Here is a 19,102-nt window from a genome sequence, read left to right as displayed (position 1 = left end):
GCGGGCCCTCATCCGCGCTCCCGCTCGAGCGAGCCGAGCAGTTGCGGCACGATGCGGTACACGTCGCCGCAGCCGAGCGTGATCACGAAGTCGCCCTCCTCGGCGATGCGCGCCGTGTAGTCGGCGGCCTCCTGCCAGTCGGGCACGTACGCGACGTGCGACGCGTCGGCGAAGCGCTCGCTCACGAGCGCTCCGGTGACGCCCGGGACGGGGTCCTCGCGGGCGCCGTAGACATCGAGCACGACGGTCTCGTCGGCGTACTGCTCGAGCACCTCGGCGAACTCCTTCGCGAACGTCTGGGTGCGGCTGTACGTGTGCGGCTGGTGCACGGCGATGATGCGACCGGCGCCGACGACGGTGCGCGCCGCCGACAGGGCCGCGGCGACCTCGGTGGGATGGTGCGCGTAGTCGTCGTACACGCTGACACCGCCCACCGTGCCGTGCAGCTCGAAGCGACGACCGGTGCCGGCGAAGCGCGCGATGCCGGCGAGGGATGCCGCGGGGTCGAACCCGAGTCCGACGAGCACGGCGAACGCTCCGGCCGCGTTGATGGCGTTGTGGCGCCCTGGGATCCGCAGGGTCGCCCGATGCGTCACGCCCTCGTGGTCGATGGCGAACGACACGGGTCCGTCGGTCTCGATGGAGTGCACCCGCACGGTCGCATCCGCCGCCTCGCCGAAGCTGACGACCCGCTCGTGCGAGAGGGGGGCGGCGACGCGCGTGGCTCCGGGGTCGTCGGAGGAGATGACGACGAGCTCGCTCGCACGGTCGGCGAAGTCCACGAAGGCCTGCTCGAAGGCCTCCCGCGAACCGTAGTGGTCGAGGTGGTCGGGGTCGACGTTGGTGATGAGCGCGACCGAGGTGTCGTAGAGCAGGAACGACCCGTCGGACTCGTCGGCCTCGACGACGAAGAGCTCACCTGTGCCGGAGGCCGCGCTGACGCCGAGCTCCTCGATGACGCCGCCGTTGACGAAGCTCGGGTCCTCGCCCAGCTCGAGCAGCCCGGTGATGATCATGCCCGTGGACGTCGTCTTGCCATGCGCCCCGGCGACCGACACGAGGCGCTGGCCGGCGATGAGCCAGGCGAGCGCCTGGGAGCGATGCAGCACCGGGAGGCCGCGCTCGAGCGCGAGCTGGTACTCGGGGTTGTCCTGCCACAGCGCGCCCGTGACGACGAGCGCCTCGGCGTCGCCGACGTTCGCGGCGTCGTGCCCGATCGCGATCTCGGCACCGAGCTCACGCAGCGCCGCGATGTTCGCGGAGTCGCGCACGTCGGATCCGGTGACCCGGTGCCCGGCGCCGATGAAGAGCCGGGCGATCCCGCTCATGCCCGAGCCGCCGATGCCGACGAAGTGCACGGCGCCGAGCTCGGCGGGGATCTGGGCGTTCAGGTCGGGCTTGATGGTCACGTGCTGCGGCTCTTCCTCGGGGTGATGCGTTCGGGTCGGCGTGCCACGGATGCCACGGCATCCGCTCACTCCACGTTACGCGCTGCGCGTGGCGGCGCCGGCACCCCCGCCGAGCGCGGCGTCGACGAGGGCGATCATGCGGTCGGTGCCGTCGCGGTGGCCGACGGATGCCGCGGCCGCGGCCATGCGCGCCACGCGCTCGCGGTCGGCGAGCAACAGGACGAGCTCCCGGCGGACCCAGTCGGGGACGAACCCGGCGTCGTCGACGAGCACGCCGCCGCCCGCGGCCACGACCTCGGCAGCGTTGAAGCGCTGCTCGCCGTTGCCGACGGGATACGGCACGTAGACGGCGGGGATGCCGAGGGCGGCCAGCTCGCTCACCGTCGCGGCGCCCGCGCGCGAGACGGCGGCGTCGGCGAGGGCCAGCGCCAGGTCCATGCGGTCGGCGTACTCGACCAAGCGATAGCCGGGAATCGCCGGGTCGACCACGTCGGAGGACGCGCCCGTGATGTGGAGCACCTGCCAGTCGGAGCCCGTGAGGGTGCTCGCGCTCTCGACCATCGTGCGGTTGATGCGGCGGGCGCCGAGCGAGCCGCCCGTCGCGAGGAGCACCGGGCGCTGGGGATCGAGGCCGAAGAACCCGGCCGCCTCCTCGCGAAGCGCCCGACGGTCGAGCGTCTCGATCTCACGGCGGAGGGGCATGCCGACGACCTCGGCGCCACGGAGCGGCGAGCCGCCGAAGGCGACGCCCACCGATGCCGCCCAGCGCGCGCCGAGGCGATTCGCCAGCCCCGGCCTGGCGTTCGCCTCGTGGATGGCCACCGGCACGTGCGCCCGTCGCGCGGCCAGGTAGGCGGGGGTCGAGACGTACCCGCCGAAGCCGACGACGACCTCGACGCCGCGCTCCGCGATGATCGTGGCGACATCGTCGATCGACGTGCGGAAGCGGGAGGGGAACGCGACGGCGGCGCGGTTCGGACGACGCGGGAATGGCACCTTGGCGATCGTCAGGAGCTCGTAGCCGCGAGCCGGCACGAGCCGCGCCTCGAGTCCCTCCGCCGTGCCGAGCACGAGCACCTCGTCGTCGGGCCGTCGATCGCGCAGGCGGTCGGCGACGGCGAGCAGGGGATTCACGTGGCCCGCGGTCCCGCCGCCGGCCAGCAGGTAGGTCGTCATCGGGCGGGCCGCCCCGAACGCGCGGCCGCGCGGGCGACCGCGCGGGCCTCCGCACGCGACGCCGCCTCGGGGTCGCGCGCAACCGAGAGCACCACGCCGATCGCGAACAGCGTCGTGAGCAGGGCGGTGCCGCCCGCCGAGACGAGGGGCAACGGCACGCCGAGGACGGGGAAGACTCCGAGCACGACACCGATATTGACACACGCCTGGCCGACGACCCACACGAGGACCGCCGCGGTGGCCGCCTTCGCGAACGGCGTCCTGGCCGCACGGAGCACCCGGGCGAAGGCGACGGCGAGTACGACGAACAGGGCGATGACGACGATCGCGCCGATGAGCCCGAGCTCCTCGCCGATGATCGCGAAGATGAAGTCGTTGTCGGCTGCGGGCAGCCACGACCACTTCGCCGTGGAGTTGCCGAGCCCGACGCCGAAGATGCCGCCGTTGGCCAGCGCGAACCGGCCGTGCTGGATCTGCCAGCAGTCGGCCTCGTCGATGGTGGCGCAGTTCTCCTGCAGGAACGCGGTGATGCGCCGCATCCGGCTGTCGCTCGACACCGCGACGAATGCGAAGAGGGCCGAGCCGAGGAGCACCGGCGGCAGCAGCAGCCGGAAGCGCACGCCGATGAGGAACAGCGCCCCCAGCAGCATCCCGCCCATGACCATCACCGTGCCGAGGTCGCCGCCGAGGAGCACCAGGCCGATCGCGCCGCCGCCCACGAGGAGGATCGGGAGGATGCCGTGCACGAAGTCGCCGAGCTGCGCCTGCTTCTTCGTCACGATGAGCCCCAGCCAGATGACCAGCGAGACCTTGATCAGCTCCGAGGGCTGGAAGGGCGGGATGGGACCGAGCTGGAGCCAGTTCGTGTTCCCGCCGACCGTGACGCCCAGCGGTGTCGCGACCACGAGCAGCTGCAGCACGCACGACACGATGAGCAGCGGCCACGCCACCCGCATCCACATGCGTTCGGGCACTCGGCTCGCGATGAGCATGATGGGCAGCCCGAACAGGGCGTAGAGGCCCTGCCGCGACGCCTGGACGAAGAACCCCCCGTCCTCGAGGTTCGACTCGACTGATGACGACGAGAGCACCATCACGAGTCCGAACACGACGAGGAAGACCGTCGTGCCGAGCAGCAGGAAGTAGTCCTTGGACTCGACCCGGAAGACGCGGCCGAGGCGGATGCGGGCGGCCGAGACGCCCGCAGGCTCAGCCGTGGCCGGTCGGGCGGTGCCGGTCGAAGTCGCCATCCGCCTCGCCTCCCAGCCTTGCTCTGACCGCCTCGTGGAACCGCCGGCCCCGGTCGGCGTAGTCGGCGAACTGGTCCATCGACGCCGCCGCCGGTGCGAGGAGCACGGTGTCCCCCGGCTCCGCCACCGACGCCGCCAGTGCGACCGCGTCGGGCATCACCGTCTCAGTGTCGTCGGTGACGACCTCGAAGAGGGGCAGCTCGGGCGCGTGTCGCTGGAACGCCGAGACGAGCGCGCTCCGGTCGACGCCGATCACGATCGCCGCGCGCAGCCGCCCGGCGTGCGCGGCCACGAGCGCGTCGGCATCGACCCCCTTGAGGAGCCCGCCGACGATCCACACCACGCGGCCGAACGCGCGCAGCGACGCCTCGGCCGCGTGCGGGTTCGTCGCCTTCGAGTCGTCGATCCAGCGGATGCCGCCGGCCACCGCGACCGTCTCGATCCGGTGCGCGTCGAGGCGGAAGTCGCCGAGCGCATCGTGGATGACACCGACCGGCACGCCGTAGGACCGCGCGAGCGCCGAGGCGGCGAGGATGTTCTGCACGACGTGCGGTGCGTCGAGGCCGTGCGGCTCGAGCTCGCCGAGGGTGATGATCTCGAGCGCGGCGGTGCGACGCTCGTCGAGGAAGGCGCGGTCGCAGAGGATGCCCTCGACGACGCCGAAGTCGCTCGGCCCCGGCACGTCGAGGCCGAAGCCGATGGCGCGCGCGCCCTCCTCGACCTCCGCGTCCTCGACCATGTGCATGGTCGCCTCGTCGGCACGGTTGTAGACGCAGGCCACCTTCGTGTTCGCGTACACGGTGGCCTTCGCCGCCCGGTACGCCTCGGCGGAGCCGTGCCAGTCGAGATGGTCGTCGGCGATGTTCAGCACGACGCTGGCCCACGGATGCAGCGCACCCGGGCCCACCGTGGGCAGGTGGTGGAGCTGATAGCTCGACAGCTCCACGACGAGGACGTCGAAGCCGCCGGGATCGCGCACGGCATCCAGCACGGGCACGCCGATGTTGCCGCACGGCGCCGCCCGAAGGCCGTTGGCCGCGAGGAACGTCGCCGTCATCTGCACCGTCGTGGTCTTGCCGTTGGTGCCGGTGACGAGGATCCAGTCGGCGGCGTTCACCTTGTCGCGGACGCGCCAGGCGAGCTCGACGTCGCCCCAGACGGCCACCTCGTGCTCGGCCGCCCAGTCCAGCACGGGATGGTCGGGATGGAAGCCCGGGGAGGCGACCACGAGCTCTGGTGCGAAGGCGACGAGCTCGTCGGGCACCGAATCGAGCGGATGCCGTACCAACCGCGCGCCGATGACCTCGAGGATGCGAGCGCGATCGTCGTCGGCCGCGGGTGCGAGCACCAGCACGTCGGCGCCCAGCTCCGTCAGCGTGTCGGCGACCGCGAACCCCGTGACGCCGAGGCCGAGCACCGCCACCCGGAGGCCGCGCCACTCGGCGTTCCAGCTGGTGAGCGTCTCGAGGCGGTCGGCGACGGCCGCGGCATCCGACCCGCTCAACTCTGCAGCCATTCGAAGTAGAAGCTGCCGACGCCGGCCGCCACGAACAGGCCGCCGATGATCCAGAAGCGCACGACGATGGTGACCTCGGCCCAGCCCTTGAGCTCGAAGTGATGGTGGATCGGGCTCATCAGGAAGATTCGCTTGCCCCCGGTGAGCTTGAAGTACGCCCGTTGCACGATCACCGAGCCGGTCTCGATCACGAAGAGGCCGCCGATGAGGAGCAGGAGCAGTTCGGTGTGGCTGACGATCGCGAGCGCCGCGAGCGCGCCGCCGAGGGCGAGCGACCCGGTGTCGCCCATGTAGATGTGGGCCGGGTTCGTGTTCCACCAGAGGAATCCGATGAGCCCGCCCACGATGGCCGTGGCGACGATGGCGATGTCGAGCGGGTCGCGTACGTCGTAGCACCGGTAGGCGTCGCTCTGGTTGAGGCTCTCGCTGAAGCAGGACTGGTTGAACTGCCAGAAGCCGATGACGACGAAGGACCCGATCGCGAGGATGGAGGCGCCGCCGGCGAGCCCGTCGAGGCCGTCGGTGACGTTCACCCCGTTCGACGCGCCGGCCGTGAGCAGGCAGATCCAGATGACGTAGAGGATCACGCCCACGATCGTGCCGAAGACCATGAAGTCGAGCGGCAGGTCGCGGATGAACGAGATGCTCGTGTTCGCGGGCGTGACGCCGTCGTCGTTCGGGAACTGGAGCGCGAGGAGCGCGAACGCGGTGGCCACCACCACCTGCCCGAGCACCTTCGCCCACCCGCCGAGCCCGAGGCTCTGCTTCTTGCGGGTCTTCAGGAAGTCGTCGATGAAGCCGACGATGCCGAGGCCCACCATCATCAAGAGCACGAGCATGGCGGAGGCCGTCGGCGGCTCGTTCGACACGAGCAGCGTCGAGGTGAAGTACCCGAAGAGGCTGCCGAGGATGAAGACGATGCCGCCCATCGTGGGCGTGCCGCGCTTGACGTGGTGGCTCTTCGGCCCGTCGTCGCGGATGAACTGGCCCCAGCCCAACCGCGTGAACAGCCGGATGAAGAGCGGCGTCAGGAAGAGCGTGAAAGCGAGCGACAACGCCCCGGCGGTCAACAGTGCTCTCACGAGAACCATTCTCCCAGTCGGTCGCCGAGGTGGCGGAGACCCGCCGAGTTCGAGGATTTCACGAGGATCGTGTCACCCGGGCGGGCCAGGCCCGTCACGAGGTCGTAGGCCTCGTCGGCCTGCTCGACGTACGTCGATTCGCCGTCCCACGAGCCCTCGTTGATGGCCGTGATGTGCAGGCGCCGCGCACCCTCGCCGACGACCACGAGCTGCGAGATGCCGAGGCGCACGGCGAGCAGGCCGATGCGGTCGTGCTCCTCCCCCGAGAACTCGCCGAGCTCGCTCATCTCGCCGAGCACGGCGATCGCCTGCGAGCCGGGTGCGCGCACCTGGGCCAGCGTCTTGAGCGCCGCCGCCACCGAGTCGGGGCTGGCGTTGTACGCGTCGTTGATGACGGTGATGCCGTCGCGGCCGCCCATGAGCTGCATGCGCCAGCGCTCGGCGAGCGTGACGGACTCGAGCGCCGCGACGATCTCGTCGAGGGGCACGCCGAGCTCGGTCGCCGCCGCGATCGTCGCGAGGGCGTTCATCACGTGGTGCTCGCCGAGCACCCCGAAGCGGACCCGGGAGGACTCGCCCCCAGCAAGCTCGACGGTGAAGTCGGTGCCGCGCGCGTGCGCGGAGATGTCGACGGCCCGCACGTGCGCGTCCGCGCCGAGCCCGAACCAGACCACGCGCGCGGCGGTGAGGCCCGCCATGGGAGCGACGCGCGGGTCGTCGAGGTTCAGCACCGCGACATCCGTGTCGAGCAGGTCGGTGACCATCTCGGACTTCGCGCGCACCGTCTGCTCGATGCCGCCGAACTCGCCGGCGTGCGCCAGGCCGACCTTCAACACGATGCCGATGTCCGGACGCGCCATGCGCACGAGGCGGGCGATCTCACCCACGCCCGACGCACCCATCTCGGCGACGAGGTACCGCGTGTCGGCAGCGAGCTCGAGCATCGTGATCGGCGCGCCGACCTCGTTGTTGTACGAGGCGCGCGCGGCGACCGTGGGGCCGACGCGCTCGAGCACGGCGCGCAGCAGGTTCTTCGTCGTCGTCTTGCCGTTGGAGCCGGTCACGCCGACGATCCTGAGGTCGCCGCCGGCCCGCACGCGGGCCACGACCTCGGTCGCGAGGGCGCCGAGCGCGTCGACGGTGTCGGCGACCACGATCTGCGGGGCGGGAAGGTCGAGCGGGTGCTCCACGACCAGCAGCGCAGCGCCCCGCTCGACGGCGGCCGGCGCGAACCGGTGCCCGTCGTCGAACTCTCCGCGCTTCGCGAAGAAGACATCGCCCGGCTCGATCTCACGCGAGTCCGTCGTGACGGTTCCGTCGACGACCGTCTCGCCAGTGGCATCCGTGCCGCCCAGGTGCAGGCTGCCGCCGATCACCGAGGCGATCTCGGCGAGGGTGAGCGCGATCATGCGCCCCAGCCCGCCTCACGCAGTGCCTGCTTCGCGTCGTCTCGCGCTGAATAGGGGATCTTCACGCCCTTCACCTCGTGGTAGTCCTCATGGCCGGGGCCGGCGTAGAGGATCGCGTCGCCCTCGCCGGCCATGGCCAACGCCGCCCGGAACGCCTCGCGGGGATCGGCGATCTCGTGGATCTCCCGATCGGGAACGGCCTCGCGCGCTCCGGCGATGAGCGCAGCGCGGATGGCGGCCGGATCCTCCCACCTGGGGTGGAAGTCGGTGATCACCACGACGTCCGCGCCCCGCGCCGCGATGGCGCCCATGTCGGCGCGTTTCGTGGTGTCGCGGTCGCCGTCGGCGCCGAACAGCATGATGACGCGTCCGGCGGTCGACCGCCGGATCGCTCCCAGCGTCTGCAGGAACGCGTCGGGGCTGTGCCCGTAGTCGATGTAGACGATCGGCCCGCGGTCGCCCGAGATGCGCTCGGCCCGGCCCGGAATGTAGGCGTCGACACCGCCGTCGCGCTCGAGCACTTCCGCGATCTGCTCGAGGTCGTAGCCCGATTCGACGAGCATCACGATGGCCAGGGCCGCGTTCGCCGCCATGTACCAGCCGAGCAGGGGAACCCGGGTCTCGAGCCGGCGACCCGCCGTGCCCTCGAGCACGAACGCGGTGTCGGTGGGGGTCTCCTCGAGCACGGTGAGGCGCCAGTCGGCCTCGATCGCGGGGTCGGTCGACAGCGTCGTGACAGGCACGCGCGACTCGGCGAGCAGGCGCCGACCCCACTCGGAGTCGATCGTGACCACGCCGCGCCGGGCGCGCTCGGGCTGGAACAGCTCTCGCTTCGCCTCGAAGTAGGCGTCCATCGAGGCGTAGTCGTCGAGGTGGTCGTGCGTGAGGTTCGTGAAGCCGACGACGTCGAAGACGAGGCCGTCGACCCGGTGACGGGAGAGCGCCTGCGCCGACACCTCGACGCCCACGGCGCGCACGTCGACCTCGCGCATGCGGGCGAGCAGGGCGTGGAGCTCGCTCGCCTCGGGCGTCGTCAGCGAGCTGGTGACCGCCTCGTCGCCGATGCGCCGCTCGGCCGTCGACGTGAGGCCCGCGGTCACCCCCAGCTGGCGCAGGATGCCGTAGAGCAGGTAGACGACGCTCGTCTTGCCGTTCGTGCCGGTCACGGCGAACAGCGTCGCGGGGTTCTCGGCCGTGCGGTGGATCCACGCGGCGACTTCGCCGAGGGCGGCGCGGGCGTCGGGAGTGACGAGGACGGGCAGGCCCGAGCCGCGCGCGAGCTCGGCGCCCTCGGCATCCGTCATGACGGCGACGGCACCGGCATCGCGCGCGGCATCGGCGTAGCGAGCGCCGTGCGCGTTGCGCCCCGGCACGCCGACGTAGAGGTCGCCGGGCCGCACCGCCGACGAGGCGAGCACCACGCCCGTCACCTCGAGGTCGTCGATGTCGCCGTGCACCTCGAGGCCGAACGTCTCGGCCAGGCCGTGGAGCGATCGGGGGCTCGGATGCTGCGGCCGGAGGGCCGCGGGGGGCGATCCGGTCACGAACCCAACTTTCTCACCAGGTGGCTGGCAGCTCGGGCGCCGGGGCGCCGGATGGAACGGTCCGATACTTCTTCAGCACCTGGCTCATCACCTGTTGGAAGACGGGAGCGGATGCGGCGGACGAATTCATCTTAACGGGATTCATGATGCTCACCGAAACGACGAACTGCGGATCGTCCGCCGGCGCGAAGCCCGACACGGAGACGAGGTAGCCGTGGAGGTAGTGGCCGTTCCCGTCGGGCACCTGCGCCGTGCCGGTCTTCGCGGCGACCCGGTAGCCGGGGATCTCCCACTCGTCGGCGAGCCAGCCCTCGAGGTACACGCGCTCGAGCATCTGGCTGGTCTGGTCGGCCGCCTGCTCGGAGACGACCCTGGTGCCCGCCGGCTCAGCCGTGGCGTCGTCGCCGCAGCCGTCGACCAGGCGCACGGGCATGCGCACGCCGCCGTTCGCGATGGTCTGGTAGGCGCTCGCGATCTGCACGGCCGTCGTGGTGAGGCCCTGGCCGAACATGGTCGCGTACTTGGTCTGGTTGTCCCAGTCGTCGGGGTCGCCGTGCAGGTCTCCGGACGCCTCGGCCGGGAAGCCGACCTCGGTCTCCTGGCCCAGCCCGAACTTCCGCATGTCGTCGTAGCGCTCGCGGTCGGTCATCAGCTCGCCGAACTTCGACATGCCGGTGTTCGACGACTCGATGAGCACGCCGGTGAGCGTGAGCCGCTCGTCCTCGTGGAAGGCGCTGTCGTTGATGTCAGCCTCGTTCGGCGGCCGATAGCGATAGGGCGCCACGATCTGGCTCAGCGGGTCGGCCTTGCCGGCGTCGATGACGGATGCCGCGGTGAGCGCCTTGAAGGTGGACCCGGGCTCGAACGGGGCGGTGAACGAGCGCGAGCCGCGGTCGTCCTCGTCGGTCGAGGAGGGATCGTTGGGATCGACCGTGGGCACATCGGCGACGGCGAGGAGACGCCCCGTCTTCGCCTCCATGACCGTCACCGTCGCCCAGTCGGCCCCGACGGCCTGCACCTGCGCCTCGGCGATGCGCTGCACCATCCACTGCAGGTCGGAGTCGATCGTGAGCTTCAGCGTGCCGCCGTCGTGCGCCTGCTTGTGGATCACCTGCGTGCCCGGGATCTGCACCCAGTCCTGCAGGCTGTGCAGGTAGCTGAGCTCGCCGTCCTCGCCCGCGAGGCACTCGTCCTCGGAGTATTCGAGTCCGGCCACGGCGTTGCCGTCGGGATCGACGAAGCCCAGCAGGTTGCCCGCGACGGCGCCGTTCGGGTACCGCCGGCTGGGATGCTCCCACGGCACGACCCACGGGATGTCGAGCGCCTTCACCTGCTCGTAGGTGTCGGTGTCCACGAGCTTCGCGACGAACGCGAAGTCCGACTCGGGGTCGCCGGCGAGGGCGTCGGTGATGATCGCCTGCACCTGCTCGCCCGTCAGCCCGACCACCGCACCGAGCTCGGCGGCGGACTGCTCGAGCGGCACCTTGACCCGCTTCGTCGTGTCGGGGTCGGCGGGATCGGGCTCCTCGCGGATGATCGGACCGGCGCTCGCGTTCTTCGGCGAGAGGGCGATGTCGTACCGCATGACGGTGTCGGCGAGCACGATGCCGTTCGCGTCGACGATATCGCCGCGCGACCCGTACACCTTCACGTCCGTCGAGCGCCGGCCCTCGGCCTCGGCGCTGAGCTCCGCGGCCCGCACGACCTGGATGTCGACGAGACGCACGACGAACACGCCGACGAGCGCCACCAGGATCACGCCGGCCAGGAGGATTCGCCGCATCGGGTGTCGGCTCGTGCGGTTCATTCGCGCCTTCCTCGTCGGGTGCTGGTCAGTGCGTCGCGGGCGTCGGCAGGCCGTCGGCCGGTGGCGGGACCACGGCCGCGGCGTCGGGCGCCGCCGCCGCACCCTCCCCGGGTGTCGTTCCGTTCGGAGTCTCCCCCGTCGCCTGCTCGGTCACGAGCGGCACGCCGTCGATGAGCGCATTCGGCACGAGCGGGGCGGATGCCGCGGCGCCGCCGCTCGCCGGCGTGGGCTGCCCGAGCACGGCGCCGTCGGAGAGCCGCAGATAGACCGGGTTGGCGTTGGGCACCATGCCGAGCGCCTCCGCGTTCTTCGCGAGGTACTGCGGTGACTCGACCCGGTCGAGGTCCTCTGCGAGCTTCTGGTGCTCTCGTTCCAGTTCGGCCTGGCGAACCTGGTAGCCGTCGATCTCGTAGGCGCCCTGCGCCACCGCGATCGAGAGGAGCAGTTGCGCGACGACGATCACGGCGACCCCGCCCAGCGCGATGACGGCGTAGGCGAGCCGCGGCTTGGCGCGCCCGTTCGGCTGCGGCGCCGGGCGGAGTCGCCGTTCGGGTCGTGGTGCCGGGCTCCGCCGTGGGGCCGGAGCGCCGTGGGCCGGCAGTGCGGTCATGACGGCCTCCTCACTCGTTCGGCCGCACGCAGCCGCACGGGCTTGGCGCGCGGGTTCTCGGCCTGCTCCGACTCGCTCGCCAGTTCGGCTCCGCGCACGAGGAGCCGGAACTGCGGACGGTGCTCGGGCAGCTCCATCGGGAGCCCGGCGGGTGCCGTGGAGCTCGAGGCGGCCTGGAGCACGCGCTTCACGATGCGGTCCTCGAGGGACTGGTAGGCGAGCACCACGATCCTGCCGCCGACCGCCACCGTGTCGAGCGCCGCGGGCATCGCCCGCTGCAGCACGGACAGTTCCTCGTTCACCTCGATGCGAAGGGCCTGGAACACGCGCTTGGCCGGATGCCCCTGCCGCTGCACCGCGACGGGCGTCGCCGCCGTGATGACGGCGACGAGCTGGGCCGACCGGGTGATGGGGGCATCCGCCCTCGCCTTGACGATCGCCCGGGCGTACCTGGCCGACAGCTTCTCTTCGCCGTAGTCCTGGAAGATGCGTCGCAGTTCGTCCTCGCTCGACTCGGCGATCACCTCGGCCGCGGTGCGGCCCTGGGTGAAGTCCATGCGCATGTCGAGCGGAGCATCCTTCGAGTAGGCGAACCCTCGCTCGGCACGGTCGAGCTGGAGCGAGGAGACGCCGAGGTCGAACAGCACACCCTGCACCTCGCTGAAGCCCTCCGACCGCACGGCCTCGGCGATGCCGTCGTAGACCGTGTGCACGAAGCGCGCCCGATCGCCGAACGGCGCGAGACGCTCCCGCGCGATCGCGAGGGCGTCGGTGTCGCGGTCGAGCCCGATGACCGTGAGCTTCGGGAAGCGGGTGAGGAAGGCGCTCGCGTGCCCGCCCATGCCGAGGGTGGCGTCGACGAGCACGGCGCCGTCGGCCTCGATGGCCGGGGCGAGCAGCTCGAGCGTGCGCTCGAGCATGACCGGGGTGTGGATGCCTTCGATGTCCATGATTCCTTCGGGACTGGTCCCGGATTCCGATCCCCATCCGTTCGTCCTGGTGCGGGGAAGTGCATCAGGCGCGTACGGCTGGGAGTCGCAATCCGGGACTAGAAGAGTCCCGGGATCACCTCCTCCGCCGTGTCCGCGAAGGCCGCCTCCTGCTCGGCGAGGTATGTCTGCCACGCCGTCGCATCCCAGATCTCCACTCGGCTGCCCGTGCCGATGACCGTGAGGTCCCGGTCCAGGCCCGCATACGCGCGGAGCGTTGCGGGGATGGTGACGCGATGCTGCTTGTCGGGGGTCTCCGCGGATGCCCCCGAGAGGAAGACGCGCATGTAGTCGCGCGCCTGCTTGCTCGTTACCGGGGCCTGGCGGATCTTGTCGCTCATGCTCTCGAACTCGCGTGCGCTGAACACGTAGATGCAGCGCTCCTGCCCGCGCGTGAGCACGAGGCCGCTCGACAGCTCGTCCCGGAATTTCGCCGGAAGAATGACGCGGCCCTTCTCGTCGAGCTTCGGCTCGTAGGTCCCGAGGAACACCGCACCACCCCCTTTCCTCCGGCCAGAATCCAGGTAACCCCACTTTACTCCACTCTCATCCACCGATCAACGACATTCGCTCGGTTTCGGCCACTGGGAGGTGTGAGATCCCTGTGAATACGGGCGAGACGGACGGTGGAGGCGAGTGGAGGGAATGTGCCATCCAGGGAGTCGCCGGCACGCACTCGCTCCGCTGCGGGTCGCAGGATTGGCGGTGTGGAGACGCACGGAGGGGAAGCGGGCGCCCCCGGATCAGCGTCGGCGCAACGAAAAACGGGCCGATCCGAGGATCGACCCGTTGCGGTGGTGCGAAGTGGAGGGCCTAGTCGTGACCGTCCTGGCGACGGTCCCAACGCTCGTTCAGGCGGTCCATGAACCCGCCCGAGCGTCGAGCCTTGCCCGAGGCCGGTTCGGCGGGCGCGGGCGTCGCCGCTCCGCGCTTGCTGGGCGTGATCGCGATGAGCACGCCGGCGAACATGAGGGCGAAGCCGAGGATGCCGACGATGAGCAACTGGAGTGCGACGCCGGCGATGAGGGCTCCGACGCCGGCGACCGCGACCAGCACTCCAAGCACGATCGCCCGGTAATTGGGTCGTCGACCACGTACGCCGCCGACGGCATGCACGAAGTCCGCGTCATTGCGGTAGAGGTTCCGCTCCATCTCCTCGAGAAGACGTTGCTCCTGCTCTGAAAGCGGCATCTCATTCCCCTCAGGCTCGGGCTCGACGCATCCGAGGTCATTCTAGCCCCGCCCCGCCTCACTAGGCTAGGCGGGTGGCTCACGGTTCCCGGCTGGTCGATCTGGTGCAAGCGCGCATCGAGGAGTTCCTCTCCGAACGCACCTCCATTCTCCGCTCGATCGGCCCAGACCTGGACTCCCTCGACGAGTTCTCAAGGCGGTTTCTCAGCGGCGGCAAGCGCTTCCGGGCCCGGTTCTGCTACTGGGGGTGGGAGGCGGTCGGCGGACGTGGCTTCGATCCCTTCGAATCGGAGGCGGGACGCGACTGGTTCCCCGTCGTCTCGGCGGCGTCCGCCCTCGAGCTCTTCCACGCGGCGGCGCTCGTGCACGACGACATCATCGACAACTCCGACACCCGCCGCGGCGCCCCGGCGGCGCACAAGCTGTTCGAGCAGCTCCATGCCGACTCCGGGTGGGCCGGAAGCCCGGCCGACTTCGGGCGGGCATCGGCCATCCTGCTCGGCGACCTCCTACTCGGCTGGAGCGACGAGCTCCTCGACGAGGGGCTGCAGGCGCTTCCCGACCGACAGGACGCCCGCGCGGCACGGGCCGAGTTCATGCGCATGCGCACCGAGGTGACGGCCGGCCAATACCTCGACATCCTCGAGGAACGGGCCTGGGTGGTGCAGTCCGACGCCGACCAGCGCACGCGCGCCGAGCGCGTCATCGTCTACAAGGCCGCCAAGTACTCGGTCGAGTCACCGCTCGTGATCGGCGGGGCGATCGCCGGTGCGTCCTCAGCCCAGGTGGCCGCGTTGCGCGCGTTCGGGTTGCCGCTCGGCATCGCGTTCCAGCTGCGCGACGACCTGCTCGGGGTGTACGGCGATCCCGAGGTCACGGGCAAGCCCAGTGGCGACGACCTCCGCGAGGGCAAGCGCACCCTGCTCGTGGCGATCGCGCGTGAGCGTCTCGCCGCCGGACCGCGTCGCCTGCTCGACGAGCTCCTCGGCGACGCCGATCTCGACGCCGAGCAGGTGCGGATGCTGCAGCGCACCATCTCGGACTGCGGCGCCGTCGACGAGATCGAGCGACTCATCGCCGAGCACGTCGCGCGCGCCACCGCGGTCCTCGCCGATGCACCGATCAGCCGCGATGCGCGCGCCGAGCTCGGCTCACTCGCCAGGGCGGTCTCGCGGCGCACGAGCTGACCACCCGTCGGCCTGCCGCTCGTGGCGTCAGGCGAGCGCCTGCGCGACTCGCCGCACCTCGGACTTGCGACCGGCACGCAGGGCGGCGATCGGCGTGGTGCCGAGGCTGTCGTCCTCACCGAGCAGCCACTCCAGCGCCTCGGCGTCGGAGAAGCCGGCATCGGCGAGCACGATGGCCGTGCCGTGCAGCTCGGGCAGCGGAGCGGCGTCGCGGAGGAACGTCGCGGGCACCTTCAGCACGCCGTCCACGCGGGCGGCGAGCAGGTGGCGGTCGTCGATGAGCCGTCGGATCCTGCTCGGGCTCTGCCCGAGCAGTTCGACGAGGTCGGGAACAGTCAGCCAGTCGGTCTGGTCGGCGTCGGTCACGGCTCCAGCCTGCCAGACGAACCCGCGACTCGGAAAGCCGTCGCGGGTCCCGAGGCCTGCCGCGCGCCGCGTCCACCGTCCCGGGGCGGTTCGCGCATGGAGTCCGCGGACTCGCGGCGAGGTCGTTGACTCGCCCTACCCCCTGTGCGACCGTGGCGACGGACGAGGAGGTCCGACGCCGACTTCAGGGGGAACGATGGCGAACGAGACGGACGCATTCCGGGCTGCGGGTGGCGGCGACGCCGACAGGGCCGCGCGACCGCGCCGCCGCGGCATCCGGGTGCTCCTCGGGGTGCCCATCGCGATCGTCAGCACCGTGGCCGTCACGCTCGGCATCGCCCAGCCTGCCGACGCGGCACCACCGCAGGTCAAGCGGCAGGCGAAGCCGAGGGCCCAGGGCGCCGACGTGCACCGGATCGTGCGAGCCACCGCTGCAACGCAGCCACCGGGCGAGTACGTCGTCGCCGAAGGCGACACCGTCAGCGGCATCGCCGAGCGATTCGGTCTCGCGACCGCCGAGGTGCTCGCGGCGAACGGACTGGGGTGGTCGAGCCTGATCTTCCCGGGTCAGCGACTGGCGTTGCCCGGCGGCCTTGCGCCCGACGCAGTCCCGGCGCCGATCGCCGTCGCCCCTGAGATCGCCCGCCACATCGTGGCGGAGGGAGACACGGTCAGCGGCATCGCCGCCGCATACGGGCTGACGCTGGCGGACGTGCTCAGTGCCAACGGGCTGAGCTCGTCGAGCCTCATCTTCCCGGGTCAGGCGATCGTGCTGCCGCTCTCCGGTCCGACCGGCGAGCCAGCGCCACCCGCGGCAGAGCCGCCCCCGGCACCCGCTCCCGCTCCGGACCCCGCGCCCGAGCCCGCGCCTCCCGCCTCGCCGGTCGAGCCCGGCGGCGACCAGCACGTCGTCGTCGCCGGCGACACGCTGTCGGGGATCGCCGCGGCCGCGGGCCTGAGCGTCGCTGAGCTGGACGCCCTGAACGGCCTCGGCGGGTCGACCCTGATCGTTCCCGGCCAGGTGCTCCTCACGCGGCGGCCTGATCCGGTCGTGGCCGTCGCCGTCGCCGCGGTGAGCATGCCGCTGACCGACGAGACCCGGAGCAACGCGCAGCTCATCGTCGACGTCGGCCGATCGCTCGGCGTGCCCGACCAGGGCATCGTCGTCGCCCTCGCCGCCGCGGCCCAGGAGTCGGGCCTGAAGAACGTGCACTCCGGCGACCTCGACTCGCTCGGCGTCTTCCAGCAACGGCCGAGCCAGGGCTGGGGCACGCCCGAGGAGGTGCTCGACCCGGTGCGTGCGGCGACCGCGTTCTACGGCGGCCCGACGAACCCGAACCCGGGCCGCACGCTGGGTCTCCTCGACATCCCCGGGTGGGAGTCGATGAGCGTCACCCAGGCCGCCCAGGCCGTGCAGCGGTCGGCGCATCCCGACCACTACGCGAAATGGGAGGCCCAGGCGCGCGCCTGGCTGTCGGAGCTCGGCTGACGGCGAGCATGCGCACGGGGCCGGCACGCGGCATCCGTCGGTCACGAAGGCGTTTCGATCTCGGCGTTGCGCGGCGTTTAGTCGGCGACGGGCATACACCTCTTCGTACACTCGAACGGTGACCACCGCGCCCGCCGACCCCATGATCGGCCGTCTCGTCGACGGCCGCTATCAGGTGCGCTCGCGGATCGCCCGCGGCGGCATGGCCACGGTGTACCTCGCGACCGACCTCCGCCTCGAGCGACGGGTCGCGATCAAGATCATGCACGGCCACCTCGCCGACGACAACACCTTCAAGACCCGGTTCGTGCAGGAGGCCCGCTCGGCGGCCCGCCTCGCCCACCCGAACGTGGTGAACGTGTTCGACCAGGGCCAGGACTCCGACATGGCGTACCTCGTCATGGAGTACCTGCCGGGCATCACCCTCCGGGAACTGCTGAAGGACTACAAGAAGCTCACACCCGAGCAGACCGTCGACATCATGGACGCCGTGCTCTCGGGCCTCGCCGCAGCACACCAGGCGGGCATCGTCCACCGCGACCTCAAGCCAGAGAACGTGCTGCTCGCCGACGACGGCCGCATCAAGCTCGGCGACTTCGGGCTGGCCAGGGCGGCCAGCGCGAACACCGCGACCGGGCAGGCGCTGCTCGGCACGATCGCGTACCTCTCCCCCGAGCTCGTCACGCGCGGCGTCGCCGACGCTCGCAGCGACATCTACGCCGTCGGCATCATGATGTACGAGATGCTCACGGGCGAGCAGCCGTACGTGGGCGAGGCGCCCATGCAGATCGCCTACCAGCACGCGAACGACACCGTGCCGACGCCCAGCTCGAAGAACCCGGGCGTGCCGGTCGAGCTCGACGAGCTCGTGCTCTGGGCCACGGCACGCGATCCCGAGGAGCGCCCGAACGACGCCCGGGTCATGCTCGAGCGCCTGCGCGAGGTGGAACCCGACATCCGCTCGCCGCGGCCGCACGGACGCACCCAGGCCACGATGGTGCTCGCGGGCGGAGCCATGGCAGCGGGTGGCGTCACGGCGGAGACGACGGTGCTCGGCGGAGCGGTCGCCGCTGCTCCGGTGACGACGCCCGAGGCATCCGGTGGCGACGACGGCCACGACGCCGCGGTCCTCTCGACGAGCGCCGACCGCCGCAAGCGCCGCGGCTACTGGATCTTCGCACTCGTGCTCCTCCTGACCGGACTCGCGGCCGGCACCGGGTGGTACTTCGGGGCAGGCCCCGGGGCGCTCGCCACCGTGCCCGAGACGGCCACGTTCCTGCCCGAGAACGCCCAGCAGGTGCTCGAGGAGGCCGGCTTCGAGGTCGTCGCCGCCGAGCGCAACGACCCGACGGTACCGGTGGGGCAGGTGTCGGGTACCGACCCCGCCGGTGGTGCACAGGCGCGCAAGGGCTCCGAGGTGACGATGTTCGTCTCGCTGGGGCCGCGCATCCTGGCCGTTCCCGACGTGGTCGGCCAGCCCGAGGCCGATGCACGAGCCGCCCTCGCCGACTTCACCGTCGCCGAGCAGAGCGCGCAGCAGTTCTCCGCCGACGTGCCGCCCGGCTCCGTGGTGGCGGCACTCGGTGCCGACGGCAACCCCTTGGGGGCTGAGTATCCCGAGCTCGGCGACATCACGCTCGTGGTCTCCGTCGGCGCCGTCCCCGACGTCACCGGCATGCCGGTCGCCGACGCCGAGGCGGCCCTCGCCGGCGTCAACCTCGCGGTCGACTACGCCGAAGCCGAGTTCAGCGACGACGTGCCGCTCGACCATGTCATCTCGGCGACGCCCGCCACCGACCCGGTTCGACCGGGCGACACCGTCGTCCTCACCCTTTCGAAGGGCGAGGACCTCGTCGAGGTGCCCAACGTCATCACCGGCGGCACGATCGCGCAGGCGCGCGAGCAGCTCGAGGCGCTCGGCTTCACGGTCACATCGAACGTGCCGGCCTTCCTCGAAGGCGCCGTCGTGGCATCCGTGCAGAGCCCGGCCGCCGGCGAGAAGCTCAAGCGCGGCGCAGAGGTCACGGTCAACTTCGGCTGAACCGGCCACGCGCGTCGTCTGCACGACGGCCGCGAT

The 19,102-nt window shown here is 71.3% G+C and carries 16 protein-coding genes; 3 read left to right on the top strand and 13 right to left on the bottom strand.

Features of this window, described 5'->3' with window-relative positions; translation table 11 throughout:
* Window positions 1-8 precede the first annotated feature (8 nt).
* The 12 genes from murC to J2X63_RS13640 form a co-directional block, all read right to left on the bottom strand.
* Window positions 9-1,409: a UDP-N-acetylmuramate--L-alanine ligase gene (gene murC / locus J2X63_RS13695; RefSeq protein WP_309978180.1), complete on the bottom strand. Its 1,401-nt coding sequence runs from the start codon at window positions 1,407-1,409 to the stop codon at window positions 9-11.
* Window positions 1,410-1,484: 75 nt separating this feature from the next.
* Window positions 1,485-2,585, bottom strand: a complete 1,101-nt coding sequence (locus J2X63_RS13690; RefSeq protein WP_309978178.1) for a UDP-N-acetylglucosamine--N-acetylmuramyl-(pentapeptide) pyrophosphoryl-undecaprenol N-acetylglucosamine transferase — start codon at window positions 2,583-2,585, stop codon at window positions 1,485-1,487.
* On the bottom strand, window positions 2,582-3,835 hold the full coding sequence (gene ftsW / locus J2X63_RS13685) for a putative lipid II flippase FtsW (protein ID WP_309978176.1): 1,254 nt from the start codon (window positions 3,833-3,835) through the stop codon (window positions 2,582-2,584). The genes J2X63_RS13690 and ftsW overlap by 4 nt, the downstream gene beginning before the upstream one ends.
* On the bottom strand, window positions 3,795-5,351 hold the full coding sequence (gene murD, locus J2X63_RS13680; protein ID WP_309978174.1) for a UDP-N-acetylmuramoyl-L-alanine--D-glutamate ligase: 1,557 nt from the start codon (window positions 5,349-5,351) through the stop codon (window positions 3,795-3,797). The genes ftsW and murD overlap by 41 nt, the downstream gene beginning before the upstream one ends.
* Window positions 5,336-6,433: a phospho-N-acetylmuramoyl-pentapeptide-transferase gene (gene mraY / locus J2X63_RS13675; protein WP_309978172.1), complete on the bottom strand. Its 1,098-nt coding sequence runs from the start codon at window positions 6,431-6,433 to the stop codon at window positions 5,336-5,338. Before mraY ends, murD begins: the two co-directional genes overlap by 16 nt.
* Window positions 6,430-7,842 carry a UDP-N-acetylmuramoyl-tripeptide--D-alanyl-D-alanine ligase gene (gene murF, locus J2X63_RS13670; protein ID WP_309978170.1) on the bottom strand — a complete coding sequence of 471 codons (1,413 nt, stop codon included), beginning with the start codon at window positions 7,840-7,842 and terminating at the stop codon, window positions 6,430-6,432. The genes mraY and murF overlap by 4 nt, the downstream gene beginning before the upstream one ends.
* Window positions 7,839-9,386 carry a UDP-N-acetylmuramoyl-L-alanyl-D-glutamate--2,6-diaminopimelate ligase gene (locus J2X63_RS13665; RefSeq protein WP_309978168.1) on the bottom strand — a complete coding sequence of 516 codons (1,548 nt, stop codon included), beginning with the start codon at window positions 9,384-9,386 and terminating at the stop codon, window positions 7,839-7,841. The genes murF and J2X63_RS13665 overlap by 4 nt, the downstream gene beginning before the upstream one ends.
* A 13-nt stretch (window positions 9,387-9,399) precedes the next feature.
* The gene (locus J2X63_RS13660) at window positions 9,400-11,193 is read right to left on the bottom strand and encodes a penicillin-binding protein 2 (protein WP_309978166.1); all 1,794 of its coding nucleotides are present in this window, start codon (window positions 11,191-11,193) and stop codon (window positions 9,400-9,402) included.
* Window positions 11,194-11,218: 25 nt separating this feature from the next.
* A complete protein-coding gene (locus tag J2X63_RS13655; RefSeq protein WP_309978164.1) occupies window positions 11,219-11,803 on the bottom strand; it encodes a hypothetical protein in 585 nt (194 codons plus the stop codon).
* Entirely contained in the window at window positions 11,800-12,753 is a 954-nt protein-coding gene (rsmH, locus tag J2X63_RS13650; protein ID WP_309978161.1) for a 16S rRNA (cytosine(1402)-N(4))-methyltransferase RsmH, read from the bottom strand. The genes J2X63_RS13655 and rsmH overlap by 4 nt, the downstream gene beginning before the upstream one ends.
* A 98-nt stretch (window positions 12,754-12,851) precedes the next feature.
* On the bottom strand, window positions 12,852-13,283 hold the full coding sequence (gene mraZ / locus J2X63_RS13645) for a division/cell wall cluster transcriptional repressor MraZ (RefSeq protein WP_309978159.1): 432 nt from the start codon (window positions 13,281-13,283) through the stop codon (window positions 12,852-12,854).
* A 322-nt stretch (window positions 13,284-13,605) separates the two neighbouring features.
* A complete protein-coding gene (locus J2X63_RS13640) occupies window positions 13,606-13,983 on the bottom strand; it encodes a DUF3040 domain-containing protein (protein WP_309978157.1) in 378 nt (125 codons plus the stop codon).
* 74 nt (window positions 13,984-14,057) lie between these two features.
* On the opposite strand from J2X63_RS13640, the gene J2X63_RS13635 reads away from it, so the two are divergent.
* Window positions 14,058-15,170: a polyprenyl synthetase family protein gene (locus J2X63_RS13635; protein ID WP_309978155.1), complete on the top strand. Its 1,113-nt coding sequence runs from the start codon at window positions 14,058-14,060 to the stop codon at window positions 15,168-15,170.
* A gap of 27 nt (window positions 15,171-15,197) precedes the next feature.
* Here J2X63_RS13635 and J2X63_RS13630 read toward each other — a convergent pair whose 3' ends face one another.
* The gene (locus J2X63_RS13630) at window positions 15,198-15,536 is read right to left on the bottom strand and encodes an Rv2175c family DNA-binding protein (protein WP_309978153.1); all 339 of its coding nucleotides are present in this window, start codon (window positions 15,534-15,536) and stop codon (window positions 15,198-15,200) included.
* A gap of 196 nt (window positions 15,537-15,732) precedes the next feature.
* On the opposite strand from J2X63_RS13630, the gene J2X63_RS13625 reads away from it, so the two are divergent.
* Complete coding sequence (locus tag J2X63_RS13625) at window positions 15,733-17,025, top strand: LysM domain-containing protein (protein WP_309978151.1); 1,293 nt, start codon at window positions 15,733-15,735, stop codon at window positions 17,023-17,025.
* A 118-nt stretch (window positions 17,026-17,143) separates the two neighbouring features.
* Window positions 17,144-19,066: a Stk1 family PASTA domain-containing Ser/Thr kinase gene (pknB, locus tag J2X63_RS13620; RefSeq protein WP_309978149.1), complete on the top strand. Its 1,923-nt coding sequence runs from the start codon at window positions 17,144-17,146 to the stop codon at window positions 19,064-19,066.
* The last annotated feature ends 36 nt before the right edge of the window (window positions 19,067-19,102 follow it).

This window comes from Agromyces sp. 3263 (assembly GCF_031456545.1).
Taxonomy (GTDB): Bacteria; Actinomycetota; Actinomycetes; order Actinomycetales; family Microbacteriaceae; genus Agromyces.
This window is presented reverse-complemented; position numbering and strand designations above follow the sequence as displayed.